Source organism: Thiohalomonas denitrificans, assembly GCF_016841685.1.
GTDB lineage: Bacteria > Pseudomonadota > Gammaproteobacteria > Thiohalomonadales > Thiohalomonadaceae > Thiohalomonas > Thiohalomonas denitrificans_A.
In genome coordinates this window covers 1-24891 of sequence record NZ_JAENYR010000055.1, presented here as the reverse complement: position 1 = coordinate 24891, position 24891 = coordinate 1, and the positions used below count along the sequence as shown (strand labels likewise).

Genomic DNA, 24891 nt, shown 5'->3' with positions numbered 1-24891 from the left:
TTGGGAGCAGGAGATTACTTCGTCGCCGGGGCTCCTCGTAATGACAGCGGGGGGGGGCAGATTCGTCAGGAGGACGCCTAAAAGGTAGGCGGCAGGGCGATGCACGCCGCCATGAATGGCGGCACGCGCCTGATCCGCCCTACGCGGGCTCGTAACGGGTGATCAGGGTGAAACGATCGGCGGGGCGGGGCAGCGGAATCCGCACTCGCCAGCCGCCGCCCGGGACCTCCTGCATGGGCTCACCGCCCAGGCTCTCCATTTTCTCCAGTACGAAATCATGGTTGCCGGCGGGTGTGATCAACTCCAGACGGTCGCCCACTGCGAACTTATTTTTGACATCCAGCTGGGCCATGCCCGTTTCGGCATCGAAAGCGGTCACCTCGGCGACGAAGCGCTGGTGCACGGAGTCGGAGCTGGCCTGCCGGTAGTTCTGGTACTCGGCGTCGGCGTGGCGGTTGTAGAACCCTTCCGTATAGCCGCGGTTGGCCAGGTTCTCCAACTCCCCGAGCAGGCCCGTCTCGAAACTCCGTCCAGCGACGGCATCATCGATAGCGCGGCGATAGACCTGGGTGGTACGGGCGACATAATAGTGCGACTTGGTACGCCCCTCGATCTTGAGGCTCTCGACGCCGATTTCGGTCAAGCGCTGCACATGCTGTACGGCTCGCAGGTCCCTGGAGTTGAGGATATAGGTGCCGTGCTCATCCTCCTCGATCGGCATCAGTTCGCCGGGACGCTCCCCCTCCTCGATAAAATGGACCGGTTCGGCTTCTGAATGGCGGAGCGGAACCGGCTCACCGCTGGCATTTTCACCGGCGGAGTGGACCGAATACTCCCACCGACAGGCGTTGGTGCAGCTTCCCTGGTTGGCATCCCGGTGGTTGAAATACCCCGACAGCAGACAGCGTCCCGAATAGGCGATGCACAACGCCCCATGGACGAACACCTCCAGCTCCATCTCCGGGCAGCGCTGGCGGATCTCGGCTATATCATCCAGGGACACCTCACGGGAGAGGATCACCCGTTCGATACCCAACGACTGCCAGAACTTCACGGCGGCCCAATTCATGGTATTGGCCTGTACCGACAGATGGATGGGCAACTCGGGCCAGCGCTCGCGCACCAACATGATGAGGCCGGGATCGGCCATAATCAGGGCGTCCGGTCCCAGTGCCACCGCGGGTGCGATATCATCCAGAAACGTGCGCAGTTTGGCGTTATGGGGAAGTAGATTTACAGTTAGGTAGAACAGCCGCCCGGCGGCATGGGCCTCGGTGATACCCTTAGCCACGTTATCAAGTACATTGAATTCGTTGTTGCGCACCCTCAAGCTGTAACGGGGAATACCCGCATAGACCGCATCCGCACCAAAGGCCAATGCGTAGCGCAGGTTTCTCAGGGTACCGGCCGGGGCGAGCAACTCTGGACTTTTCATGGTCGAGGATTCAATCAACATTGCAGAGACGGGATTCTATCATCCCGGCAGCAAGCTTATCGGTACTACAAACGGACTTCACCAAGAGGATTTCACCTTGCTCCGACAGCTCCCCTCCCCATCCAGCCTGCTTGCCGCCGCCCTCCTGGCGCTCGTGTTTGCGATGCCTGCCGTGGCCGAGGTATCGCCACAGGAGATGCTTCGCTCCGTGACCGAAGAGATGGTCACCCGGCTGCAAAACGAAAAGGATGCCCTTCAGGAACGGCCGGAGCGGCTCTTTACGCTGGTGGAGGATACCCTCGTACCACACGTGGATCAGGAAGCGATGTCCCGCCTGGTGCTGGGGGTGGCCTGGCGACGGGCCACCCCCGAACAGCGGGAACGCTTCACGGAGGAGTTCAAGACCCTGCTAGTACGGTTCTATACCTCGGCGCTGCTCGATGATCCGGACCAGATTGATCGGCTGCTCGAGAAGGGGCGGGGCCTGATGACTTTTCAGCCTGGCGGTGAGGCCCGGGGCAACCGCATCCAGGTGCGCGCCGAAGCCCACCCGCCGGAAGGCCCTAGCGTTCCGGTCATCTTCAGCCTGTACCAGAAAAACGACCGATGGCTGGTCTATGACGTAAAGGTCGAAGGCGTGAGCATCGTGGTCAACTATCGAAACAGCTTCAGTTCACAGGTCAAGCAATTCGGCCTCGCAGAGGTGATCAACCGGTTGGCAAAGCGTAACCAGGCATTGTGGGAGAAAACGGTTGAGAACGGCCGGACTTGATTGACCTGCACCGAAACGGCGCAAAGTCACCCAACCCTGTCCGAACCGATGGCCGATCTGTTCACAAATACCCTTGCCATTTATCTGGATGCCGCCCCCTGGCTGCTGCTGGGGCTGATTGCTGCCGGGCTGATCAAGGCCTGGGTCTCGGAGGCATGGATGACCCGCTGGCTGGGAGGGCGGGGTTTCGGTCCGGTAGCGCGCGCGGCGATCATCGGGGCGCCCCTGCCACTGTGCTCCTGCGGCGTGTTGCCGTCCGCCCTGGGTTTGCGGCGCAGCGGCGCCTCGCGTGGTTCGACGCTCTCCTTCCTGATCGCCACACCGGAGACCGGCGTCGATTCGGTGGCGATAACCTACGCCCTGATGGGTCCGTTCATGGCTATCATCCGGCCGATTGCCGCTATCTTCAGTGCAGTATTCACCGGGGTCCTGGGCGGTCTGGTGCCCGAGAAATCGACGTCGCCAGCGGCCACACCCGACTGCCAGGGCGGTTGTTGCGGCAGCCTCCCCATCGGACAAGCGAACCCCTCCCCGGAGACCCCCTGGACGCGCAGCCTATCCGGGCTTCGCTATGCCATGACAGACATTCTCGACGATCTGACTTTTTGGCTCGCCATCGGCATCATTGTCGCCGGTGCGTTGATCACCTGGCTACCGCCTCAGGCTCTCGCGCAGTGGGGCAGTGGAGTGCCGGCAATGCTGGTGATGCTGGCGATTGGTGTGCCCATGTACATCTGCGCCACGGCCTCCACGCCACTGGCCGCCTCACTGCTGCTGCTTGGGGTTTCGCCGGGAACCGTACTGGTCTTCCTGCTTGCCGGCCCGGCCACCAATATCGCCACCCTCGGGCTGCTGCACCGGGAACTGGGCGGGCCGGTGCTGGCGGTATACCTGTTCGGCATCAGTGCCGCCGCCATTGCCTGCGGACTGGCCACCGATGCGCTGGTCCAGCACTTCGGCATTTCGGTAATGGCCCAGGCAGCCGAGACCGGTGAGTTCATCCCCGACTGGCTGGGCACCCTCAGCGCTATGCTGATCGCTGTGTTCGCCATCCGGCCGGTACGACGGACCTTTCTCGACAGGAATCCAACGGCAAAGCCTGGACGATAGACGATAAAGGCGTGTTTCGCTTGCACCCTCGGCAGTGATCTTTTTGCGAACCTCACTGGAAGCTTCGGCCCGCCATCGGACAGATGGCGGCGATAATGTAGACTATTCACTCGGGTTATTGAGTAGGGGAGTGGCTTTGGAACAGTTTCGCGGTACCACTATTCTTTCCGTGCGCCGGAACGGCAAGGTCGTAATCGGTGGCGATGGACAGGTTTCGATGGGCAACACCGTAATGAAGGGCAACGCGCGCAAGGTGCGCCGGCTCTACCGGGACCAGGTGATCGCCGGCTTCGCAGGCGGTACCGCCGACGCCTTTACGCTATTCGAGCGATTCGAGGGCAAGCTGGAGAAGCATCAGGGCAATCTCACCAGGGCCGCCGTCGAACTGGCCAAGGATTGGCGCACCGACCGGGCCCTGCGCCGCCTGGAGGCCCTGCTGGCGGTGGCGGATCACACCGCATCACTGGTGATCTCGGGCAACGGTGACGTCATCGAACCTGAAGAGAGCCTGATCGCCATCGGCTCCGGCGGACCCTTCGCCCAGTCGGCGGCACGTGCCATGCTGGACACCACCGAGCTCGAAGCCCGCGAGATCGTAGAGAAAGGTCTCCATATCGCCGCTGACATCTGTATCTACACCAACCACAATCTGACTATCGAAACACTTGAAGAAACCACTGAGGACACTGAGCTGTCGCAAGGGCAGGCCTCGACCTGAACGAGCCATTCGTCGGTCATCGTAAACACGCCAGCAGCTTGCAGGAACCTATGAGTTTGGATGCATCATTTCCTCTGCACGCTTTTTGGCTCAACGATGATCCATTGCCCTCTGTGTACTCTGTGGTTTAAAGGACCGACATGAGCGAAATGACACCCCGAGAAATCGTCCAGGAACTGGACAAGCACATCATCGGCCAGTCTGCGGCAAAGCGGGCGGTCGCGGTGGCCCTGCGTAACCGTTGGCGCCGCTCCCGGGTCGATGAGGCGCTGCAGGGCGAGATCACGCCCAAAAACATCCTGATGATCGGGCCCACCGGCGTCGGCAAGACCGAAATCGCCCGCCGGCTGGCCAAACTGGCCAACGCGCCGTTTATCAAGGTGGAGGCGACAAAGTTCACCGAAGTGGGCTATGTCGGGCGGGATGTGGAATCCATCGTTCGCGATCTGGTGGAATTTGCCATCAAAATGACCCGCGAGCAGGAGATGGCAAAGGTGCACCACCGCGCCTGGGAAGCGGCCGAAGAGCGGATCCTCGATGCCCTCCTGCCGCCGGCCCGCGGCTATGAGGACAGCGGTCAGGCCGCCGACTCCGGCACCCGACAGAAGTTTCGCAAGAAGCTCCGCGAAGGCGATCTGGACGAGAAGGAGATCGATATCGAAGTGCAGTCGACGCCGGTCGGGGTGGAGATCATGGCCCCTCCGGGTATGGAGGAGATGAGCAGTCAGCTCCAGAGCCTGTTCCAGAACATGGGCGGACAGCGCACCAAGTCCCGCCGCATGCGGATCAAGGAGGCCTTCAAGCAGCTGACCAGCGAGGAAGCGGCCAAGCTGGTCAACGAGGAGGAGATCAAATCCCGTGCGCTGCACGCGGTGGAGCAGCACGGCATCGTCTTTCTCGATGAGATGGACAAGATCACCGGCCGCTCGGAGCAGAGCAAGGGACCCGATGTCTCCCGCGAGGGCGTGCAGCGCGACCTGCTGCCACTGGTGGAGGGCTCGACCATCTCAACCAAACACGGCATGGTGCGTACCGATCACATCCTGTTCATCGCCTCCGGCGCCTTCCACCTGGCCAGGCCCTCGGACCTCATACCGGAACTCCAGGGCCGGCTGCCGATCCGGGTGGAGCTCGACCCCCTCGGCACCGAGGAGTTCGTGCGCATCCTGACCGAACCGGATGCCTCCCTGACCGAACAGTACCGGGCCCTGCTGGCCACCGAGGGGGTGACCGTGGAGTTTGCCAAAGAGGGCATCCGCCGGCTGGCCGAAATTGCCTGGCAGGTCAATGAGGGCACGGAGAACATCGGCGCCCGGCGGCTTCATACGGTCATGGAACGGCTGCTGGAGGACATCTCCTACCGCGCCGCCGACCAGTCGGGACAGAGCGTGATGGTGGATGCCGCCTATGTGAACGAGCAGTTGGCGGACCTTGCGGGAGACGAAGACCTGAGCCGCTATATTTTATGATTCGGGGCACACATCAATTACGCACCGCAGAGGCGCGGAGTACGCAGAGAGCCGCAGGCCTTGCTGGACCGGGTTTGGCCGCACCTTCAAATCTCCGCGCCCTCTGCGGCGGATTTGTGAATTTTGGCTCGGGGGCAAAAGACGATTGAATCCGTCCCTACAGACCCCCACCTTCATGTTGTTAAAGAATCTCACGGATCTACTGAGGAATTGCCATGAGTACGCCCAGCCCCACCGACATCGTGCTACACAGGAACAACAGGACACTGGAAATCACCTTCTCCGACGGCACGCGGTTCGAGCTGCCAGTGGAGTACCTGCGGGTCTACTCCCCGTCGGCCGAGGTGCGCGGCCACGGTCCCGGCCAGGAAACCCTTCAGGTAGGCAAAGAGGATGTCAATATCGAGAGCCTGGAGCAGGTGGGCACCTATGCCATCCAGCCGCACTTCGATGACGGCCATGACAGCGGCATCTACTCCTGGGATCTGCTCTACGACCTGGGGGTAAACTTCGAAAAGAACTGGCAGCAGTATCTGGATCGCCTCGAAAAGGCCGGCCACCAACGCAAAACAGAGACCTAGCCCGGATTATTCATCGCAAAGACACAAAGGACGCAAAGCTTTGATTGCTGTGGTTTTTCCTGTGTGGCCCCCGGTTCTGCCGTTTCCGATGATTTTCGGCGGCGCTTGGCGATTAGCCTTTGAATTCTTTGCGCCTTTGCGGTTAATTTATGAATTTTCCGGGCTAGCAGCCTGTCGGACTTCACCAATCGTAGCGAGGGAAAGCCACGAAAGGAAGCCGGGGCATTATCGCGGCTTCCGCCGCTCCTACACTGCTCCTGCCAGAGTTAACAAACAATCACCGGAATCGATGCCATGAGCGAGCAGGACACCACCCACTTCGGCTACCAGCAGGTGCCGAAAGGCGAAAAGGCCGAACGGGTCGCCGACGTATTCCACTCGGTAGCGGCGAAATACGATCTGATGAACGACCTGATGTCGGTTGGCGTTCACCGTCTGTGGAAGCGCTACACCATCGAAATGAGCGGCGTTCGGCACGGCCAGCGCGTACTCGACCTCGCCGGCGGCACCGGTGATCTGGCGGGCAAGTTTTCGGAGCTGGTGGGCCCCGAAGGGGAGGTGGTACTCGCCGATATCAACGCCTCGATGCTGGAAGTGGGCCGGCAGCGGCTGGTCGACAGAGGCCTGGTCGGCAACATCGAGTTCGCGCAGGTGAATGCCGAAGAGCTGCCCTTCCCGGACAATCACTTCGACTGCATCACTATCGCCTTCGGACTGCGCAACGTGACCGACAAGGACAAGGCGTTGGCCTCTATGTTGCGGGTACTAAAACCGGGCGGGCGGCTGCTGGTGCTCGAATTCTCGAAGCCGAGAGCGCCGGGGCTGGGGCCGATCTATGATGCCTACTCTTTCTCGGTGCTGCCGAGACTGGGCGCCATGATCACTGGCGATCGGGAGAGTTACCGCTACCTCGCCGAATCGATCCGCATGCATCCGGACCAGGAGAGCCTCAAAGCCATGATGGAGGCGGTCGGTTTTGAGCGGGTGGATTACTACAATCTGACTGGGGGCATTGTCGCCCTGCATCGCGGGTTCAAGTTCTGAGGGGGCTGTAGGACGGCCTTCAGGCCGTCGAGTCTTGATGGGCTAAAGCCCGAACTGCAAGGGGTGTTTACGGAGGCGGAATGGGTAGCGCATCAATGATCCCGATGGCAGCCTTGGCCGGGCTGGAGCAGGCCATGAATGCCATCATCGCGCTGGATCCGGACACGCAGCGGCGGTTGTCGCGGCTCGAGGGGCGAGTGGTCGCCATCGAATTGCGGGGTACCGGCCTTTCGCTGTTTGCGGTCCCGGGTAAAGCAGGCCTGCGCCTGATGGGTCATCACGACAAGCCTGATGCCACACTGCGCGGCAGTCCCCTCGCCCTGTTGCGTATGGGGGTGGGGGGCGATACCCAGGGGCTTTTCGCCGGAGACGTCCAAATCGAAGGCGATGTGGAAATCGGACAGCGCTTCAAGCACATCCTTGATGCAATGGAGATCGACTGGGAGGAACACCTTTCCAGCCTGACCGGTGATATTATCGCCCACCAGGTCGGCAATGTTTTCCGAAGTCTGGCCTCCTGGCGCCAAACCGCCTCCGATACCCTGGTCCGGGATACCGGCGAATACATCCAGGAGGAGCTGCAAATGCTGCCGGGGCGCGGCGAGGTGGACCACTTCATGGACGAGGTAGACACGCTGCGCACCGATGTCGATCGGCTGGAGGCCCGTATTCGGCGTCTGCAGGGCGAGTCGTTTTAATTCAAGCTGTCGGCCGACTTCATTCATCTCTGCAGCTGATGTATCGAACGCTTCGGACTTTCTTTGCGTTAGAGCAGGCTTTACGGTACAAAGCCGAAGCGTTTCCGACCGAGCCCGACATGCCGACCACCAAGCCTGAACATTACGAGGGAAGCCCGTGATTCGGCCTTCACAGGCATTCCGCCTGATCTACATCAGCTGGATTATGGCCAAGCACGGACTGGACGAGCTGCTCCTGTCCATTCCCCTGTTCCGCCCCATCCGCTTCCTTCGCCACCTGATGTGGTGGCGACTGCTGCGTGAGCGCGATGTTCCGCGCGGTGTGCGCATTCGCCGGGCACTCGAAGATCTGGGCCCCATCTTCGTCAAGTTCGGCCAGATCCTCTCGACCCGCCGCGACCTGCTGCCCGATGATATCGCCCGGGAGCTGGAGCACCTCCAGGATCGGGTACCGCCGTTCCCCGGCGAGTCCGCCCGAAGCATTATCGAAGCCGCCTACCGCAAGCCGATCGACCAGATCTTCGCCGAATTCGACGAGACCCCGATTGCCTCCGCCTCCATTGCGCAGGTCCACGCCGCCCGGCTGCTGGACGGCCCGGAAGTGGTGGTGAAGGTGCTGCGGCCCGATATCGCGCCGGTGATCCGCCGCGATCTGGGGCTGATGTACATCCTGGCGGGCAATATCCAACGCTACTGGAAGGAGGGTCGGCGCCTGCGGCCGGTCGACGTCGTAGCGGAGTTCGAAAAGAATATCTGGGATGAGCTCGATCTGATGCGCGAGGCGGCGAACGCGTCGCAACTACGCCGCAATTTCGAGGGTTCGCCGGATCTCTATATCCCGGAGATCTACTGGGATTACAGTCGTCGTAATGTGATGGTGATGGAGCGAATCTACGGCATCCCCATCGGTCGCATGGACGAGTTGCGTGCGGCCCAAATCGACTTCAAGGCGTTGTCGGAACGGGGCGTGGAGATCTTCTTCACTCAGGTATTCCGTCACAATTTCTTCCATGCCGACATGCATCCGGGGAATATTTTCGTTACCCCCGAGGGCCAGTATATCGCCGTCGATTTCGGCATCGTCGGCACACTATCAAACGAAGACAAGCGTTATCTGGCCGAGAATTTCATCGCCTTCTTCCGTCGCGACTACCATCGCGTGGCCCAGCTGCACGTGGAGTCCGGCTGGGTACCGAAGGAGACCCGGGTGGATGAGTTCGAGTCGGCCATCCGCACCGTCTGCGAACCCATTTTCGAGCGGCCTTTCTCGGAGATCTCCTTCGGACAGCTCCTGCTGAACCTGTTTCAGACGGCGCGCCGTTTCAATATGGAGGTCCAGCCCCAGCTGGTACTGCTGCAGAAGACGCTGCTGAATATCGAAGGGCTCGGACGGCAGCTCTACCCCGACTTGGACCTCTGGCAGACGGCCAAGCCCTTCCTCGAGCGCTGGATGAGCGAGCAGCTCGGTGTCCGGGCACTTGCCAACCGGCTGAAGGATGCCGCCCCACAGTGGAGCGAGAAGATACCGGAGCTGCCCATGCTCTTTCACGATACGCTCCAGCGGGCACGTGACGGGCGCCTCCGGATCAACACCAACCCCGAAGAGCTGCAGCGGATCCGCAACGAGATCCGCCGCGCCAATCGGCGCACAGTGGCGGCGGTGGTGGGTGGGACACTGGTGCTGGGTGCCGCCCTGATCAAGGGGTTGGACGGATATGCTCCCACCATGCTTGCAGGAGTACCGCTTTCCAGTTGGATTCTCGGGGTTAGTGGCGGACTGGTGTGGCTCACGCTGTGGCTGGATAGCGACTGATTCGTACCGCGACGAACGTAGCGTTATAATGGCGGGCAGACCCTTTCGGCCCATCCGGCTTCGCGGGGACCATGAAACGCCTCATCCTCGATCGCAGACTCTGGCCCCTCCCTATTGCTCTCTGGACAGCCGTGGTTGGTATCTCTTTCGCCTGGAATGTGCTGGATATCGATCGTGATACGGAAGCCCTGGCGACCACCCGCGCCCATCTAATGGCCGAAGTGCTCGAATCCGTCCGGCTCTGGAACGCCCGGCATGGGGGCGTCTATGCACCCGTCAGCAAAGGCACTCTGCCGAATCCTCACCTGCAAGTCCCGGATCGGGATCTCGAGCTTCCGTCAGGCAAGTCACTGACACTGATCAATCCCGCCTACATGACCCGTCAGATCGCCGAAATCCTGGCCGAAGGAGTGGACGGGGTACGCATGGACATAACCAGTCTGAAGCCGCTCAATCCCGACAATAAACCGGATCCCTGGGAAGCGGAAGCGCTCAAGGCCCTGGAACGTGGTCCCGGCAGTACCGCCACATTCGCAGGATCCGGAGAGGGGGCCATATTCCGCTATATGGCGCCATTGGTTACCGAAAAACCGTGCCTCCAGTGCCATGAACATCAAGGGTACCGGGTGGGGGATATTCGTGGCGGCATCAGCGTGACGTTACCTGTCGGAACGCTGCTCTCTTCGAGCCGGATGCAGCGCAACCGAATCGCAGGGACTCATGGGGCCGTGTGGTTGCTGCTTTCCGTGCTCACGGTGGCGGGATTATCGCGGCTGCGGACACAAATGCTCTCCCTGAAAAAGGCGAAGGAAGATCAACAAGCCCTCGTACTGGTCAGAACCCGCGAGCTACGCGAAGAGATTGCCGAACACGAGCAGACCGAGAATCGACTGCGCCTCCTGCTGGAGTCGTCCGGAGAGGGTATATACGGAGTGGATACCCGGGGCCGCTGCACCTTCTGCAACCCGATCGCCCTGCAGCTTTTAGGTCTGGAACGAAGCGAACAGATTATCGGTCGCGATGTTCACGAACGGGTGCATGGCGCGTGGCACGGCTCGGCTCCGGATTGCGGCGCAGATTGCCCATTAAAAAGGGCCTATCAGCACGGAGAGGCGGCCCACATTGAGGAGGGAACCTTTTGGACGGCCCACGGCCGGTCTTTGCCGGTCGAATACAGGGCACACCCGATTCATCACAACGGCGAGTTGGTAGGGGCGGTGGTAACCTTTGCCGATATCTCCTCCCGCAAGGCCTCCGAACAGCAGCTTCGCAAGCTTTCACAAGCCGTTGAGCACAGCCCAGAATCGGTAATCATTACCGACGCGGAAGGCTGTATCGAATACGTGAATGCCCACTTCCAGGCGTCGACCGGATATGCCTCCGAAGAGGTCATCGGTAAAAACCCACGCCTGCTGCAATCCGGAGAGACCCCTGCCGAGACCTACGAGGCGATGTGGCGCACCATTACCGACGGGCAGGTCTGGCATGGCGAATTCCGCAATCGACGCAAGAACGGCGAACTGTTCTGGGAAGAGACCTCGATCGCGCCGATCACCGATGAGACGGGACGTGTTACCCACTTCGTGGGGATTAACGAGGACATCACAGAGCGCAAAAGGCTCGAAAAGCAGATTTGGCGTCAGGCCAACTATGACGAACTCACCGGGCTCGTGAACCGCCACCTATTGCTCGATCGGCTCGAGCATCGACTGCATCGGGCGAAACGCGATCAGAGATGCTTCGCGCTGCTATTTATCGACCTGGATGGTTTCAAAGAGGTGAACGACACGCTGGGCCATGACGCTGGCGACGAACTGCTGCGACAGGTGGCCAATCGTCTACTGAATTGTGTACGAGAGGGCGATACCGTGGCGCGAGTGGGCGGCGATGAATTCACGGTCATCCTGCCCCGACTTCATAGGCCTGAAGCCGGGGTGCGTGTGGCGGAGAAGATCCTCGCCGCCCTGGCCCATCCGTTCACCATCGGGGGCAAGACCGTCTCCACTTCCGCCTCCATCGGCATCGCCACCTACCCCGATGACGGAGAGGACGCCGCCACCCTGATGAAGAATGCCGACAGGGCCATGTACGCCGTCAAGCACCGGGGGCGCAGCGGCATCATGATGTTCTGCGAATTCGGAAGGAATTGAAGGTTTTCGCGGCAAGCCGTCTAGGATTAGCCTTGATAGCAAGGAGGCCCAGGACGAGCACGGGGAAATTTTACGGTACACCCCCGTCTCCCCCGTGGTTAATGCTCTTCAGCTCTGCCGATTATTACTGTTCCAGGCGACTGCGGGCAGCGGTAACGGCCTCCAGAATAGCCTTACCACGCTCGCCAACGCTGTCCACATAGCTGTCACGCACGGGCATTGCGGCGTTTCGGAACGCTTCACGCTCCTCGTCAGTTAGCCGCACCACCTGGATATCGCTCTCCTCGCGGATAGTCTCCAGACGCTCCCGGTTGAAGCGCTGCTGCAGCTCGAAGATCTCGTCATCCAGCTCGGCGCGTACCGATTCCACCAACTCCCGATCCGACTCGCTCAGACCAGCCATAAAGGCGGGATTGGCCACCAGGGTGGAGACAAACGGCAGGTGGTTGGCGAAGGTCATCACCTCCTGCACCTCGTAGAAGCTCATCTCCTCGATGGCGAATACCGGATTGACTTGTCCATCGATCATATTGAGCTGAAGGGCGCTGTAGACCTCGGAATAGGGCATGGGAGTCGGATTGGCACCGTAGGCCTCATAGGCCTCCACCAGCAGTGGCGACGGCATAGTCCGGATCTTGAAGCCCTCGAAGTCCGACGGACTACGCAGCGGGCGGTCTCCGGTCCACACCATCCAGCCTTCCTGGACCATGCTGAGCAATAGCAGGTTTTTTTCCCGATAAGCCTCACTGAGCAGGCGCTTCAGTTCTCCACTACCGGTAAAGATCTGCTGATTGACCTGCTCGTCGTCAGAGAAGAGGAAATGCAGTGAAAAGGCCTGCACCTCGGGAATGACCGACCCCAAGTGGCCCGGGGAGGCAAAGGCAAATTGCACGACGCCATTTTGCACCTGTTCCGTCAGCTGGGCAGAAGAGCCAAGGGCTCCGTAGGGATAGACGTTGACCTTGATGCGGCCTTCACTGCGCTCTTCGACCAGTGCCTTGAAGCGTTGGGCATAGGCGTCCTGCACGCTGCCCTCAACCTCTTCCAGCGCAAACCGAATCTGCGGCTCGCCAGAGCAGCCGGCCACCAGGAGAACAACCGTAAAAAGCAGAAAAAATCGTCGCATGGGTAATCCATTCCTTATTCGGTAATTCAAATGTTCACCGCGAAGACGCAAAGGCCGCAAAGAAGAGCTGTGGATTAGCAACGCATCGGCACACTGGGCTCGAGGTTACGGTTTCCGCTCTTTGCGTCTTTGCGGTTAAGCGGTCAAATCAAGGTCTATTTCACACTAACACAGAAACCCCGGGACCGCCCTGCAGCCACTTTTGGTGAAATCGCGCCGCCAGGCCGCTATCCTGTAGGCCAATTTCCATCGAAGATGTTCCCGTGGCAAGCCGTTTTTTACCCCTGATCACAAAGGCTGATCGCCTGCTGGAGGCGTTTGAACGGCTGGTGCTGAGTGCCAGCATTCTGCTCATGGCCGCGGTGAGCATCGCCAACGTGGCATCGCGGAACCTGTTGGGCCAGAGCTTCACCTTTGTAGAAGAGCTCAACCAGATCCTTATGATACTGATCACCTTCGTGGGTATCGGCTACGGAGTTCGCCACGCCCGCCATATCCGCATGTCGGCGATTTACGACCAGCTCAAGGGCACGGTGCGCAAGGCGCTGATGGTAATCGTCTCTCTGGCCACCGGGATTCTACTACTGGTGCTCGCCTGGTATGCGGTCCAGTATGTCATCGGCGTTTATCGCACGGGCAGCGTGACCCCGGCGATGCGGGTCCCGCTCTACCTGGTCTATGCCTGGGTGCCGGTCGGCTTCGTGGTGGGCGGGATTCAATACCTGCTGGCCGCCTGGCGCAATCTCACCACGCCGGGCGTGTACCTCTCCTTTCAGCAAAAAGAGGCCTATGAGCCGCCGGCCGGAGGGGAAACCTGATGGTAGTGCTGCTGTTCGGCGTGATGATCGTGCTGCTGTTCATGGGATTCCCCATGATGATACCGCTCATTGCCGCCGCCCTGGCACTGATGTGGGTCTATTTCCCCTTCACGGATCCGGCCATTCTCGTCCAGCAGATGATCGGCGGCGTCAGCCCGGCGGTGCTGACGGCGGTGCCCATGTTTATCTTTGCCGCCGACATCATGACCAAGGGGCACACCGCCGACCGCCTGCTGGATCTGGTCATGCGCTTCGTGGGCCATGTGCGCGGCGGGCTACCCATTACCACGGCGCTCTCGTGCACGCTGTTCGGGGCCGTCTCCGGCTCCACCCAGGCCACGGTGGTGGCCATGGGGGGACCGCTGCGCCCCAAGCTGCTGGAGGCCGGTTATCGGGACAGCTTTGCCATAGCGTTGATCATCAATGCTTCGGATATCGCGCTGCTGATCCCGCCGAGCATCGGCATGATCATTTACGGGGTCGTCTCGGGCACCTCGGTGGGAGAGCTGTTCATCGCCGGGATCGGTCCCGGGCTACTGGTCCTTGTACTGTTCTCGATATATGCCTATCTCATTTCGCGCATACACGGGGTGCCGGTTCAGCCGCGCGCCGGCTGGGCGTTGCGCTGGCAGGCGGTCAAAAAGGCGGCGCTGCCCCTGGGCTTTCCGGTGATCATCATCGGCGGCATCTACAGCGGGATCTTCAGCCCCACTGAAGCGGCCGCCGTGTCGGTGTTCTACGCGCTGGTTTTGGAGCTGTTCATTTTTCGCGCGGTAGCCTTCAGGGAGTTGCCGTCCCTGGCGCTATCCACCGGCCTGATCACCGCCGTGGTATTCATCCTGGTGGCCGCGGGCACGGCCTTCTCCTGGACCATCTCCTTCGCGCAGATTCCCGATCAACTCCTCGGTGGTCTACTCACTGAAGCGGCGGGCAATCCCCAAATGGTACTGGCGGTGATCGCCGTGGCATTCTTCGTGGGCTGCATGTTTGTCGACCCCATCGTGGTCATCCTGATACTTACCCCGATCTTCGCTCCGGTGGTCGATCGGGCCGGCATCGATCCGGTACTGGTGGGCGCCCTGGTTACCCTTCAGGCCGCCATCGGCTCCGCCACTCCACCGTTCGGTTGCGATATCTTCACCGCCATGGCCATTTTCCGGCGGCCATACCTGGAGATCATCCGCGGCACGCCGCCGTTCATCTTCATGCTGCTGATCGCCAGCGTGCTGCTCATCGCCTTTCCGTCGATCGCCCTGTTCCTGCGGGATTTGGCGTTCCGGTAAGAGGTAGAAACGGCTTAAAACCTTGGTGGGTCACGCGCGCCCAGCCCACCCTCTCATAACCCAGTCCGGTTTTGAACTTGGGTTTCCTTTGCGCCCTTTGCGCCTTTGCGGTTCGACAATCATCAAGGCCGCTGGAGGGTGGCCTCGACCTCATCGCGTTTGGCCTTGCCGGCGAGCAGCTCGACGAGGTGGAGGGCGAAGTCCATGGCGGTGCCGGGTCCGCGGGAGGTGATCACCTTGCCGTCCTGCACCACCGGGTCCTCGACGTAGGTGAGGTTGGGAATTTCCATCTTGTCGATGAAGCCGGGGAAGCTGGTCGCCTTTCTGCCGGTCAGCAGGCCGGCGTTGGCCAGGACCTTGGGCGCGGCGCAGATGGCGGCAATATACTCGTCCTTGCTGGCCATCTTCTTCAGCAACTCACCAATCCGTGGATCGTTGTCGAGCCGCTCGGCTCCGGGAGCGCCACCCGGCAGGACCACCATATCGAAATCGTGCGCCAGCGCCTCCGCCAGAGTGGTATCCGGGAGCAGGGTGACGCCCCGGGAGGCCTTTACGGGGCCCTCGGTCAGACCGGCGGTAACCACATCGATCCCGCCGCGTGTCAGCAGGTCGATGATGGTTACGGCTTCGAGTTCTTCGCAGCCCTCTGCGAGGGGTACAAGGACGCTTGCCATTGCTCGATACTCCGTTCGTTGCGTCGGTGGATGAGTTTGGAAACCGGAACCAGCCGGATACCCTGAGCTTTTAGCTGAGGCAGCAGTTTTTGCAATGCCCCGATAGTCTCGGGATAGGGGTGGCCGATGGCAATCGCGGCACCGGTCTTCCCGGCAAAGGTGACGGCCTTTTGGAACTGGCCCATAATCGCGTCCTGGTCCCGGACGTTATCCAGAAAGATATCACGACGGGTGGCCGACACGCCGTACTCCTCCGCGAGGAGGACAGCCACGCTGCGCCGGGCTGTACGGCTGTCCACGAAATACAAATCACCGGACGCGGCGAGTTCGGCCATCAACCAGCCCATGTGACCCGGGTGACGGGTCAGGAGGCTGCCCATGTGGTTATTCACGCCCCGCACGTGGGGAACGGACTTGAGGTCGTCCAACAACGTACGGCGGAACTTCTCATGGGTCATATCGAGGGTAAGACCGCCGGGACCGAGGCGATCCCTGTTCACCGAATCCATCGGCAGGTGGAGCATGACCTCTTTGCCCAGGTTGTGTGCCAGGCGCGCAAGAGGCCGCGAGTGGGGGGTATGGGGGAGGAATGCATAGGTAAGTGCCCCCGGGAGCCGAACCGCACGCCGACCCTCCGGCAAGCGATCGCCCAGGTCGTCGATGATAATGGCCATCCGCGGTGCATCATCCGCAGTGGCGGTAAACGAAATGGCCGCGCCCAAAAGCGCGGCCATTAACGTACGAAACAGCAAGTTGAACTCTCCTCGGGACCAGTCCCTATCCTATCCTGAGTCCGTCCGGGAAACAGAAGCCTACTCGGTGCGGGCCTGAAGGATATTAAGGCCTTTGAGCAACGTCAGCGCCTGATGCAGGGCGTAGTCCTGGCTCGCAAGCGGCTCGCCTTCTTCTTGTTCTTGATTATCGCTAACGTCTTTCCCGGGTTGTTCTTCTTTTTCCTTGCCGTTCGAGAGGTGATGGTTCAGATCGGCCTCCTTCAACGGAACGAATTCCTCGTCCGATTCGGCAAACGTCAGCGCATCAAGCGTAATGTCGGGCTTGATGCCCTCGGCCTGAATCGAACGACCGGAGGGGGTGTAGTAACGGGCGGTCGTCAGCTTCACCGCGGTGCTGTTGCTCATCGGAAAGATGGTCTGCACCGATCCCTTACCAAACGAAGGCGTACCCATGATAACCGCGCGTTTGTGATCCTGAAGGGCACCGGCCACAATCTCTGAAGCCGAAGCGGAGCCGCTGTTGATCAGCACCACCATCGGTGCTCGCTTGACGATATCTTCCGGGGTGGCCTTGAAACTCAGCTTGGAATCCGAGGCGCGTCCGTCGGTATACACAACCAACCCATCCTCCAGAAAGGCATCGGCCACACCTACAGCGGCACCCAGAACGCCCCCGGGATTATTACGCAGATCGAGCACCAGCCCGCGGAGACTACCGCCATTCTCGGCCTTTAATTCGGAAACAGCCCGCTCCACATGCTCGGTGGTATGGTTCTGGAAGTTGGTAATCCGCAAATAGCCATAACCGTTCTCCAGGGTGCGACTCTTGACGCTTTTGACCTTGATAATAGCGCGGGTGATGGTCACCTTGAGCGGCTTGTCTACCCCTTCCCGGACAATCGTCAACGTTATGTCCGTGCCCGGCTTGCCGCGCATGATCTTCACCGCCTCACTAAGCTCCAGTTCCTGCACAGGGGCATCGTCGAGGCGAATCACCAGGTCACCAGCCTTGACGCCGGCTTGCTGGGCAGGAGTGTCATCAATGGGGGAGACCACCTTGACAAAGCCATCTTCCATGCCCACTTCGATGCCGAGACCGCCAAACTCACCGGTCGTGCCGACCTGGAGTTCCTTGAACTCTTCTTCGTTCATGAAGGCGGAATGGGGATCAAGGCCGCTCAACATCCCGCGAATGGCGTATTCGAGCAACTGCTCGTCTGTGACATCCTCGACGTAGTCGCCCTTGATTTTTCCAAAAATCTCACTAAAGCTGCGTAACTCTTCCAGCGGCAGAGTTTTCGACTCCGGCCGGTCGGCAAGGACACTACCACCCATTCCGAAGGAAAAGCCGAGCACCAGTCCCATTGCCAGGATCAGGATGAAACGTGAAGAAGACTTCATGAACCACTCCGGTTAAATGTTTTTTCCGCGATATCGCGTCGTCCCTGAGGCTTTCGGCTTCGCAACCATAGGGAATAGTACTGCACTATAAGATGCCTTCCAGCCTTCCGAGTTCCACCCAAGGCAACCGCATAGACTTCGATGCCACGGGACACCCCCCGGTTGCACAATGAGGTGAAGGCCGACTGTGCCTGCGGAGCAGCGGGATATTGCGACTCAGCGCCGACACCAGCTTACCGGATCTTTTGGGCGGCCGTCGTGACGAATCTCGAAATAGAGCGCCGTCCGCTCCTGGCCGCCGCTGGACCCCAGTGCGGCAATCACCTCGCCGGCCTCGACCCAGTCCCCTGCCTCCTTATATAGACTCTCGTTATGACCGTAAAGCGTCATGTACCTATCATCATGGTCGACGATGATAAGCAAGCCGTAGCCCCGCAGCCATTCGGCAAAAGCCACCCGTCCCCGAGCCACCGACTGCACCGGCTGACCTTCTTCGCCATCAATCAGCACGCCCTGCCAACGTGATCCGGTCTGCCTGCGCGGAGTTCCGAAACCAGCCAGAATCCGCCCCTCGCTAGGCCATTTCAGCTGGCCACGGAGTTTGCCGAACGGCTGAAAATCACCTGCTTCGGGCGGAATATCCGCCAGTGCCTTCGCGAGGGCCTCTAACAGCCGCTCGAGTTCCTCGCGGTCTGCGTGCATCTGCTCGAGACGATCGTCCTTGCTGCGGATCTCCCGCTCGAGCGCGGCGATAATAGTCTGGCGTTCTCCGCGGGAGGCCTCCAGTCGCTCCCGCTGCTTCCGTTGCTGCGATGTTAACCGATTCAGGCGGCGGGTCTCATCATCGATTTCGACACGAACCGCCTCGAGCCGTTCCAGTGTCGTGAGTAGCGCATGGATGCGTTCGCTACGGGCCCGGTTCAGGTAATCGTAGTAGGTCAGCATGCGCCCGATAGCGGCCGGGTCTTCCTGATTAAGCAGGATTTTGAGGTATTCCTGGCGGCCGGTGGCGAATGCGGCCCGTACCTGCTCTGCCAGCCGATCGCGCTGAACGTCCACGGTGGCGTTGAGTCCGGTACGTTCGGCTTCGAGATCCTTCAGTTTGAGAAGCTGTTCTTTGAGACGCCCATCAAGGCTTCGCAGCCGGCGTTTAACCCCGCCGATCGCCTCTTCGACTTCACGCAACTGACGGCGCTGCCCGGCATGGCGACCACGGGTACTCTCCAGGTCCTGGCGGAGCTCCGTGATAAGCGCCTTGATCCGCTTGAGCTCGGCCTCTTTGGCCTCACGCTCGCCAGCCTCGGCCCCGCCGACCAAGACCAGGGTAATGGCGAGCAACAAGCCCGATAATTTCATTCGTTCCTGCCCCTTCGTCTTGATCAGCTTGCCGGATATCGCAAGGCAACCGCATACGGAAGTGAGCGGTGTAACTCCTTGATATCAGGTCGTCGGCACCGAGTACAGGAGCATGCGTTCATCTGCCCCATACCCACGGGGCCACGGAGAGCTCGGGGCAAGCGGCCTCTCTCTTTTTCTCCCCGTATGCCGCCGTGGTTAAAGAACCTTCCCCTGCTCCTCGCCCGATGGTTCGATCAGCGAGCGTCCGGTCATTTCCGTGGGCGGGGAGATGCTCAACAATTCCAGCATGGTGGGGGCGACATCGGCAAGGATGCCCTTTGAGAGCTTGAGCTGCCGGGGGCCGCAATAGATCAACGGCACCACATTGCCGGTATGGGCCGTATGGGGCTGACCGGTACCCATACCGACCATCTGTTCGGCGTTGCCGTGATCAGCCGTAATCAGCATTTCCGCGCCAACCTTCTCCACCGCCCCGGCCAGCCTGCCCAGGCAACCGTCCAGAAATTCGATAGCCCTTACCGTGGCCTCGAAATTGCCGGTATGCCCCACCATATCGGGATTGGCGTAGTTGCAGATGATGACGTCGTAGCGGCTGCTCTCGACCGCTTCGATCAGCTTATCCGTCAATTCACCGGCATTCATCTCCGGCTGCTCATCGTACGTAGAGACTTGCGGAGACGGAACCAGCAAGCGGTCCTCGAATTCAAACGGCTCTTCACGCCCACCGTTGAAAAAGAAGGTGACGTGAGCGTACTTCTCGGTTTCTGCAATGCGCAACTGATGCAGGCCGAAATTGGCAATGTACTCACCGAGCACGTTGCGCATCCGCTCCGGGGGAAAGGCAACCGGAATATCGAAGTCGGCGTTGTACTCGGTAAGGCTGACGAAACAGCCGAGTTTCGCATGGCGCTTGCGCTCGAAGCGGTCGAAATCCGCTTCGATGAACGGACGGGTGATCTGGCGGACCCGATCGGAGCGGTAGTTCATGAACACCACCACATCCCCGTCCTCAATCTTTACAGGCCCTTCACCTTCGGGAGCAATGATGGTGGGCTTGACGAACTCATCGGTCTCGCCGCGCTCGTAGGCCATCGCCAACGCCTCATCGGCGCTGGCGGCCCGGTAATCAGCCCCGCTGCCGGTCATGGCGTCATACGCGGCCTGGATACGCGGCCAGCGATTGTCGCGGTCCATGGCGTAGTAGCGACCGATCACGGATGCAAACCGGCCGGCCCCGAGTGTCTCGAACACCCCTTCCATTTTACTGACGGATTCCGCCGCGCTTTTGGGCGGAGTATCCCGGCCATCCAGAAAGGCGTGCATATAGACCCGCTTTGCTCCACGCTCCACTGCGAGCCTGGTCATCGCATGGATGTGATTTTCATGACTGTGCACGCCGCCCGGCGAAAGCAGACCCATGATATGGATGGCCTTGTCGCCCTGGATCGCCACGTCCACGGCCTCTGTGAGCGTGGCATTGGAGTAGAACGAACCGGTTTTGATGGCTCGGCTGACGCGGGTGAACTCCTGATACACCACCCGCCCCGCCCCGAGGTTGAGGTGGCCGACCTCGGAGTTGCCCATCTGTCCGCTCGGCAGGCCCACTTCCGCCCCGGAGGGACGCAGAAAGGCATGGGGGCAATTGCTCCAGAGCCGGTCCCAGACCGGTGTCCGGGCGGAATAAATGGCATTGTGATCGGTTTCTTCTGAATAACCCCATCCATCCAGGACGACCAGGAGGAGAGGCCGGTGACGCTCTTGCGCGGACATAGATTCTTGTTGGATTAGACCGTGAGATAGTTTGTTCTTGCACACCGAACCGCTGGAACCGGAAACGGAACCCGCCATCGAAATCGATATATTCGAATACGGTTCTTTGCAAAGGTATTAATATTGTATATTGTTTGGGGGGATTTTGGCACTTATGCCCAAGGTGAGGGAAATAGAGAATAGTCCATGTCAGAGGAAATGAACCTAATCACGCGTAGCGAGGATATCGATCGCGCCTCCCGTTCACTCAAAGCCATGTCGCACCCGTTGCGGCTCAAAATCCTCTGCACGCTCGGCGATCAGGAGATCAGCGTCCAGGACATCGTCGCGCAGGTGGGGACTTCACAGAGCAACATCTCCCAGCATCTGGCAATCCTCCGGGACAAGGGCATCCTGTCGTCACGCAAGGATGCCAATCGCGTCTTCTATAAGGTGGCCGACTCCCGCACGCTGCGACTGATCGAAATGATGCGCGACGTCTTCTGCACGATGGAGTAGGAAAGAGATTGAATTTCCCTGCCCGAGACCCAATTTGGGGGCAGTGTCATTACATTTTACATAAGAGGTACTCCATGAGTGTCGAACGCGTGGTCCGGATCATCGCCGGCTTTTTCATCCTGCTGAGCCTTGGGCTCGGGGTCGAAGCCAGCCCGATTTTCCACAATGTGAACTGGCTCTGGTTCACCGGTTTTGTCGGGCTCAACCTGTTTCAGAGCGGCTTCACCACCTTCTGCCCGCTGGACAAAATTCTTAAAAAAGCCGGCGTCCCGGTAGCGGGGAGCTGCGGCTAGTGCCCATGTAGTCTGGATGGAGCCACGGCGGAATCCGGAGGCGCTACGCCCGATAGCGGCTTCCCCCGCCCGGATTCCGCTGTAGCTCTCCATCCCAACCACCCTCGCCCGCTTTGAGCCCACAAGGGATTTCCCCTGCACGATCATCACGCCCCCGGCTTCAAAATGTGGGTTATAATCCCTCCCTTTACTACAGTGATCTAATCCTATTTCCATGTCTCAATTGGGTGAATTTGTCGTAAGCCACTGGGACCTGTTCCTGGCCCTTGCCATTATCCTGACCATGCTCATCGGTCAGCCGTTGAGCCGTCGCCTCCGTGGCTTCCACGATGTGGATCCCCAAGAGGCGGTCGGATTGATGAACCGGCAAGATGCGGTCCTTGTCGACGTCCGTGAAGACAAGGAGTACCGCGAAGGCCATGTCGCAGGATCGATGCACGTCCCGCTCTCGGGACTCAACAAGAACCTGGACCGACTGCAAACCGTACAGGACAAGCCGGTCATCGTAGGCTGCCGTAGCGGCCACCGATCCAGCAAAGCCGCCGGTGTGCTGCGCAAACACGGCTTCGAGCAGGTTTATAATCTGAAAGGTGGCATTCTGGCCTGGGAGAATGCCGGGCTGCCGCTCAACACGGAAAAAACCAGGAAAAAGCGTAAGGCCGATAAAAAATAGCCATCGTAAAAGGGGGTTGTTCCATGCCAACTGTCGAGATGTACACCACCGCCAGCTGTCCTTTCTGTGTCCGCGCCAAACGGCTACTGGATAAAAAGGGCGCGGGCTACACCAATTTCGCCATCGATCAGGAGCCGGAACTGCGCCCAGAGATGGAGAAACGCGCGTCGGGCCAGACTTCCGTGCCACAGATTTTCATCGACGACTATCACGTCGGTGGTTATGACGAACTCGTCGATCTGGATATGGAAGGCAAGCTGGACGAAATGCTAGGGCTGAAATAGGGCGCCGCAATGTCCGAAGGACTCCTCGTTGTCTGTCCCCACTGCGACAGCATCAACCGCGTCCCCCCGTCCAAACTGAACGCTGGCGGCAAGTGCGGCCGCTGCAAACAGCCGCTGTTTGCAGGTCGGCCCCTCACCCTGTCAGGCAACGGATTCGACCAGCACATGTTTCGCGGTGATCTGCCGGTTCTGGTGGACTTCTGGGCGCCCTGGTGCGGTCCCTGCAAGATGATGGCCCCGGTGTTTGAACAGGCTGCAGCGGAACTGGAACCGCAGGTCCGTGTGGCGAAGATCAACACGGAAACGGAACAGGCGCTGGCGATGCGCTTTGGTATCCGCAGTATCCCGACCATTGCCCTGTTCAAGGGGGGTCGCGAGGTGGCACGAACCGCCGGAGCCATGGATCTGCGCAACCTTTTGGCCTGGGTACGCAAGCACCTGTAGAGACTTAGCCTCCAGTAGTGCCTGTAGCCGATGGAGGAGCACCATTATCTGATGCCGCGGTTCTGCCACGCATCATCCTACGATTTTCAGGAGTCATCATGGCCGAGAACGAACAACCGAAACAGCAATTCGCCGTCCAGCGCATCTACATCAAAGACCTATCTTTCGAGACGCCCAACACACCCGAAATCTTCACCAAAAAATGGGAACCGCAAGTCAGTGTGGACCTGAACACCCAAGCCCAAAACCTCAGCGAAGGCGTCTATGAAGTGGTGGTCAACGTCACCGCTACCACCAAGATCGATGATCAGACCGCCTACCTGGCCGAGGTGCAGCAGGCGGGCATCTTCACTCTTTCCGGATTCACCGAAGATCAACTGGGGCCGATGCTTCACAGCTTTTGCCCAAACATCCTGTTCCCTTATGCCCGTGAGGCGGTTTCCAGCCTCGCCAATAAGGGCAGCTTCCCGCAGTTGCTGCTGGCGCCGGTGAACTTCGACGCCCTCTATGCCGAGCAGATGAAGAAGCAGTCGGACACGGGCGGAGAAGGCGCCGCGAGCCACTAGTCGAAATCGGCAGTTTCAAATTGAAAATTGCAAATTGCAAATCGGTAGCCGTTCTCGGCGCCGGCTCCTGGGGCACGGCGCTGGCGATCCGGCTGGCGCTCAACGGTCACCCGACGCGACTGTGGGGCCGCGACCCCGGGCGGGTACAGGAAATGGCGGCGGAGCGATATAACCGACGCTACCTGCCGGACACGCAATTCCCCGAACGGCTGACCCCGGAAGCCGATTTGACCCGCGCCCTGAAAGACGTTGCGGCAATCCTGGTGGCGGTGCCGAGCCATGGCTATCGGGAGCTTTTGGAGTGCCTGGCATCCCAAATCCCGACCCGGCTACCGGTGTTCTGGGCCAGCAAGGGTCTGGAATCGGGAAGCCGCAAGTTCCTTCACCAAGTGACCGAGGAGGTGCTGGGCAATGAGCGCCCGACCGGAGTGGTTTCCGGACCGACCTTCGCGGGCGAAGTGGCCCGGGGTCTGCCAACCGCGGTAACCGTCGCCGGTTGTTCGATGGAGGCCGCGCAGCTATTGGCCAGCTACCTTCACTCCCATACTTTCCGCACCTACACCAGTACCGACGTGGTGGGCGTCGAATTGGGTGGCGCCAGCAAGAACGTCCTCGCCATCGCCGCCGGGGTAGCCGACGGCCTCGGATACGGTGCCAATACCCGCGCCGCGCTGATCACTCGTGGGCTGGCCGAGATGATGCGCCTGGGAGCGGCGGTCGGAGGCTCTCCGGAGACGTTCATGGGGCTCGCCGGCATGGGGGATCTGGTCCTCACCTGCACCGATAACCAGTCCCGCAATCGACGGCTGGGACTCGCCCTGGGGCAGGGTCTGATGCTGGAATCGGCCCTGGCGGAGATCGGCCAGGCCGTGGAGGGCGTCAAGTCCGCCCCCGAGATGCTCCATCTGGCACGAGACCATGCCGTGGAGATGCCGATTACGGAACAGGTATGCCGTTTGGTAGAAGGTGATACCAACCCCCAGCAAGCGGTCGAGGCCCTACTGTCGCGGGAGCCCAAGACGGAGGGGGGCTAGATAGCCTGGTGGCGAGTAACGAGTGGCGAGGGGCGCGTGGTGCTCCTCCTGATGAATTTGCCCCCGCTGTCGTTACGAGCCGTGCCCCCAGCTGCGCTGGCCCGAATCAAAGACGAACACTTAGCCGTCATTGCGAGCCGTACC

Annotated in this window: 25 protein-coding genes; 18 read left to right on the top strand and 7 right to left on the bottom strand. The window is 60.2% G+C overall.

Annotation, left to right across the window (positions count from 1 at the left end; genetic code table 11):
• Positions 1-139: 139 nt before the first annotated feature.
• Positions 140-1435: a prephenate-dependent tRNA uridine(34) hydroxylase TrhP gene (gene trhP, locus Q7L05_RS12125; protein ID WP_303906830.1), complete on the bottom strand. Its 1296-nt coding sequence runs from the start codon at positions 1433-1435 to the stop codon at positions 140-142.
• Between trhP and Q7L05_RS12120 the strand changes: the two genes are divergently transcribed.
• From Q7L05_RS12120 to Q7L05_RS12080, 9 genes are all read left to right on the top strand, one after another.
• Complete coding sequence (locus Q7L05_RS12120) at positions 1434-2207, top strand: MlaC/ttg2D family ABC transporter substrate-binding protein (RefSeq protein ID WP_303906827.1); 774 nt, start codon at positions 1434-1436, stop codon at positions 2205-2207. The genes trhP and Q7L05_RS12120 overlap by 2 nt on opposite strands.
• Before the next feature lie 48 nt (positions 2208-2255).
• Positions 2256-3317, top strand: coding sequence for an SO_0444 family Cu/Zn efflux transporter (locus tag Q7L05_RS12115; RefSeq protein WP_303906832.1), 1062 nt, complete (start codon positions 2256-2258; stop codon positions 3315-3317).
• Positions 3318-3453: 136 nt separating this feature from the next.
• Positions 3454-4035, top strand: a complete 582-nt coding sequence (gene hslV, locus Q7L05_RS12110) for an ATP-dependent protease subunit HslV (RefSeq protein ID WP_303906824.1) — start codon at positions 3454-3456, stop codon at positions 4033-4035.
• A gap of 140 nt (positions 4036-4175) precedes the next feature.
• Complete coding sequence (gene hslU / locus Q7L05_RS12105) at positions 4176-5504, top strand: ATP-dependent protease ATPase subunit HslU (protein WP_303906820.1); 1329 nt, start codon at positions 4176-4178, stop codon at positions 5502-5504.
• A 215-nt stretch (positions 5505-5719) separates the two neighbouring features.
• The gene (locus Q7L05_RS12100) at positions 5720-6085 is read left to right on the top strand and encodes a DUF971 domain-containing protein (protein WP_303906817.1); all 366 of its coding nucleotides are present in this window, start codon (positions 5720-5722) and stop codon (positions 6083-6085) included.
• Positions 6086-6379: 294 nt separating this feature from the next.
• Positions 6380-7129 (top strand): bifunctional demethylmenaquinone methyltransferase/2-methoxy-6-polyprenyl-1,4-benzoquinol methylase UbiE, encoded by a 750-nt coding sequence (gene ubiE, locus Q7L05_RS12095; protein ID WP_303906814.1) that lies wholly within the window; start codon positions 6380-6382, stop codon positions 7127-7129.
• An 80-nt stretch (positions 7130-7209) separates the two neighbouring features.
• Entirely contained in the window at positions 7210-7827 is a 618-nt protein-coding gene (locus Q7L05_RS12090) for a ubiquinone biosynthesis accessory factor UbiJ (protein WP_303906811.1), read from the top strand.
• A gap of 157 nt (positions 7828-7984) precedes the next feature.
• Complete coding sequence (gene ubiB / locus Q7L05_RS12085; RefSeq protein WP_303906808.1) at positions 7985-9640, top strand: ubiquinone biosynthesis regulatory protein kinase UbiB; 1656 nt, start codon at positions 7985-7987, stop codon at positions 9638-9640.
• Between the two features lie 71 nt (positions 9641-9711).
• On the top strand, positions 9712-11790 hold the full coding sequence (locus Q7L05_RS12080) for a diguanylate cyclase domain-containing protein (protein ID WP_303906805.1): 2079 nt from the start codon (positions 9712-9714) through the stop codon (positions 11788-11790).
• 124 nt (positions 11791-11914) lie between these two features.
• On the opposite strand, the gene Q7L05_RS12075 is transcribed toward Q7L05_RS12080, so the two are convergent.
• Positions 11915-12916: a TRAP transporter substrate-binding protein gene (locus Q7L05_RS12075; RefSeq protein ID WP_303906802.1), complete on the bottom strand. Its 1002-nt coding sequence runs from the start codon at positions 12914-12916 to the stop codon at positions 11915-11917.
• Between the two features lie 263 nt (positions 12917-13179).
• Here Q7L05_RS12075 and Q7L05_RS12070 point away from each other — a divergent pair, with 263 nt between their 5' ends.
• Positions 13180-13734, top strand: a complete 555-nt coding sequence (locus tag Q7L05_RS12070) for a TRAP transporter small permease (protein ID WP_303906799.1) — start codon at positions 13180-13182, stop codon at positions 13732-13734.
• On the top strand, positions 13734-15017 hold the full coding sequence (locus Q7L05_RS12065) for a TRAP transporter large permease (RefSeq protein ID WP_303906795.1): 1284 nt from the start codon (positions 13734-13736) through the stop codon (positions 15015-15017). The genes Q7L05_RS12070 and Q7L05_RS12065 overlap by 1 nt, the downstream gene beginning before the upstream one ends.
• Positions 15018-15139: 122 nt before the next feature.
• Here Q7L05_RS12065 and Q7L05_RS12060 read toward each other — a convergent pair whose 3' ends face one another.
• From Q7L05_RS12060 to gpmI, 5 genes are all read right to left on the bottom strand, one after another.
• Positions 15140-15691 carry a DJ-1 family glyoxalase III gene (locus Q7L05_RS12060; RefSeq protein WP_303906792.1) on the bottom strand — a complete coding sequence of 184 codons (552 nt, stop codon included), beginning with the start codon at positions 15689-15691 and terminating at the stop codon, positions 15140-15142.
• Positions 15637-16443, bottom strand: a complete 807-nt coding sequence (locus Q7L05_RS12055) for a divergent polysaccharide deacetylase family protein (RefSeq protein WP_303906789.1) — start codon at positions 16441-16443, stop codon at positions 15637-15639. Before Q7L05_RS12055 ends, Q7L05_RS12060 begins: the two co-directional genes overlap by 55 nt.
• A 60-nt stretch (positions 16444-16503) precedes the next feature.
• The gene (locus Q7L05_RS12050; RefSeq protein ID WP_303906786.1) at positions 16504-17826 is read right to left on the bottom strand and encodes a S41 family peptidase; all 1323 of its coding nucleotides are present in this window, start codon (positions 17824-17826) and stop codon (positions 16504-16506) included.
• Positions 17827-18042: 216 nt separating this feature from the next.
• The gene (locus Q7L05_RS12045; protein ID WP_303906783.1) at positions 18043-19182 is read right to left on the bottom strand and encodes a murein hydrolase activator EnvC family protein; all 1140 of its coding nucleotides are present in this window, start codon (positions 19180-19182) and stop codon (positions 18043-18045) included.
• Between the two features lie 198 nt (positions 19183-19380).
• A complete protein-coding gene (gene gpmI, locus Q7L05_RS12040; RefSeq protein WP_303906779.1) occupies positions 19381-20955 on the bottom strand; it encodes a 2,3-bisphosphoglycerate-independent phosphoglycerate mutase in 1575 nt (524 codons plus the stop codon).
• 186 nt (positions 20956-21141) lie between these two features.
• Here gpmI and Q7L05_RS12035 point away from each other — a divergent pair, with 186 nt between their 5' ends.
• The 7 genes from Q7L05_RS12035 to Q7L05_RS12005 all read left to right on the top strand — a co-directional run bounded on the left by Q7L05_RS12035 (position 21142) and on the right by Q7L05_RS12005 (position 24747).
• Positions 21142-21453 carry an ArsR/SmtB family transcription factor gene (locus tag Q7L05_RS12035; RefSeq protein WP_411293337.1) on the top strand — a complete coding sequence of 104 codons (312 nt, stop codon included), beginning with the start codon at positions 21142-21144 and terminating at the stop codon, positions 21451-21453.
• 74 nt (positions 21454-21527) lie between these two features.
• Complete coding sequence (locus Q7L05_RS12030; RefSeq protein WP_303906774.1) at positions 21528-21746, top strand: YgaP family membrane protein; 219 nt, start codon at positions 21528-21530, stop codon at positions 21744-21746.
• Positions 21747-21960: 214 nt separating this feature from the next.
• Entirely contained in the window at positions 21961-22419 is a 459-nt protein-coding gene (locus tag Q7L05_RS12025; protein ID WP_303906772.1) for a rhodanese-like domain-containing protein, read from the top strand.
• A gap of 23 nt (positions 22420-22442) precedes the next feature.
• Positions 22443-22703, top strand: coding sequence for a glutaredoxin 3 (grxC, locus tag Q7L05_RS12020; protein WP_303906769.1), 261 nt, complete (start codon positions 22443-22445; stop codon positions 22701-22703).
• Between the two features lie 9 nt (positions 22704-22712).
• Positions 22713-23147, top strand: coding sequence for a thioredoxin TrxC (gene trxC, locus Q7L05_RS12015; RefSeq protein ID WP_303906766.1), 435 nt, complete (start codon positions 22713-22715; stop codon positions 23145-23147).
• Between the two features lie 98 nt (positions 23148-23245).
• A complete protein-coding gene (secB, locus tag Q7L05_RS12010; RefSeq protein WP_303906763.1) occupies positions 23246-23713 on the top strand; it encodes a protein-export chaperone SecB in 468 nt (155 codons plus the stop codon).
• Positions 23714-23733: 20 nt separating this feature from the next.
• Positions 23734-24747, top strand: coding sequence for an NAD(P)H-dependent glycerol-3-phosphate dehydrogenase (locus tag Q7L05_RS12005; protein ID WP_303906760.1), 1014 nt, complete (start codon positions 23734-23736; stop codon positions 24745-24747).
• Positions 24748-24891 lie beyond the last annotated feature (144 nt).

Excerpts from the sequence above, each read along its gene's own strand:
- Q7L05_RS12120 (WP_303906827.1), top strand. The coding sequence starts at position 1,434 with ATGGTCGAGGATTCAATCAACATTGCAGAGACGGGATTCTATCATCCC.
- trhP (WP_303906830.1), bottom strand. The coding sequence starts at position 1,435 with ATGAAAAGTCCAGAGTTGCTCGCCCCGGCCGGTACCCTGAGAAACCTG.
- Q7L05_RS12115 (WP_303906832.1), top strand. The coding sequence starts at position 2,256 with ATGGCCGATCTGTTCACAAATACCCTTGCCATTTATCTGGATGCCGCC.
- hslU (WP_303906820.1), top strand. The coding sequence starts at position 4,176 with ATGAGCGAAATGACACCCCGAGAAATCGTCCAGGAACTGGACAAGCAC.
- Q7L05_RS12100 (WP_303906817.1), top strand. The coding sequence starts at position 5,720 with ATGAGTACGCCCAGCCCCACCGACATCGTGCTACACAGGAACAACAGG.
- ubiE (WP_303906814.1), top strand. The coding sequence starts at position 6,380 with ATGAGCGAGCAGGACACCACCCACTTCGGCTACCAGCAGGTGCCGAAA.
- Q7L05_RS12090 (WP_303906811.1), top strand. The coding sequence starts at position 7,210 with ATGGGTAGCGCATCAATGATCCCGATGGCAGCCTTGGCCGGGCTGGAG.
- Q7L05_RS12080 (WP_303906805.1), top strand. The coding sequence starts at position 9,712 with ATGAAACGCCTCATCCTCGATCGCAGACTCTGGCCCCTCCCTATTGCT.
- Q7L05_RS12075 (WP_303906802.1), bottom strand. The coding sequence starts at position 12,916 with ATGCGACGATTTTTTCTGCTTTTTACGGTTGTTCTCCTGGTGGCCGGC.
- Q7L05_RS12065 (WP_303906795.1), top strand. The coding sequence starts at position 13,734 with ATGGTAGTGCTGCTGTTCGGCGTGATGATCGTGCTGCTGTTCATGGGA.
- Q7L05_RS12060 (WP_303906792.1), bottom strand. The coding sequence starts at position 15,691 with ATGGCAAGCGTCCTTGTACCCCTCGCAGAGGGCTGCGAAGAACTCGAA.
- Q7L05_RS12050 (WP_303906786.1), bottom strand. The coding sequence starts at position 17,826 with ATGAAGTCTTCTTCACGTTTCATCCTGATCCTGGCAATGGGACTGGTG.
- Q7L05_RS12045 (WP_303906783.1), bottom strand. The coding sequence starts at position 19,182 with ATGAAATTATCGGGCTTGTTGCTCGCCATTACCCTGGTCTTGGTCGGC.
- gpmI (WP_303906779.1), bottom strand. The coding sequence starts at position 20,955 with ATGTCCGCGCAAGAGCGTCACCGGCCTCTCCTCCTGGTCGTCCTGGAT.
- Q7L05_RS12035 (WP_411293337.1), top strand. The coding sequence starts at position 21,142 with ATGTCAGAGGAAATGAACCTAATCACGCGTAGCGAGGATATCGATCGC.
- Q7L05_RS12030 (WP_303906774.1), top strand. The coding sequence starts at position 21,528 with ATGAGTGTCGAACGCGTGGTCCGGATCATCGCCGGCTTTTTCATCCTG.
- Q7L05_RS12025 (WP_303906772.1), top strand. The coding sequence starts at position 21,961 with ATGTCTCAATTGGGTGAATTTGTCGTAAGCCACTGGGACCTGTTCCTG.
- grxC (WP_303906769.1), top strand. The coding sequence starts at position 22,443 with ATGCCAACTGTCGAGATGTACACCACCGCCAGCTGTCCTTTCTGTGTC.
- trxC (WP_303906766.1), top strand. The coding sequence starts at position 22,713 with ATGTCCGAAGGACTCCTCGTTGTCTGTCCCCACTGCGACAGCATCAAC.
- secB (WP_303906763.1), top strand. The coding sequence starts at position 23,246 with ATGGCCGAGAACGAACAACCGAAACAGCAATTCGCCGTCCAGCGCATC.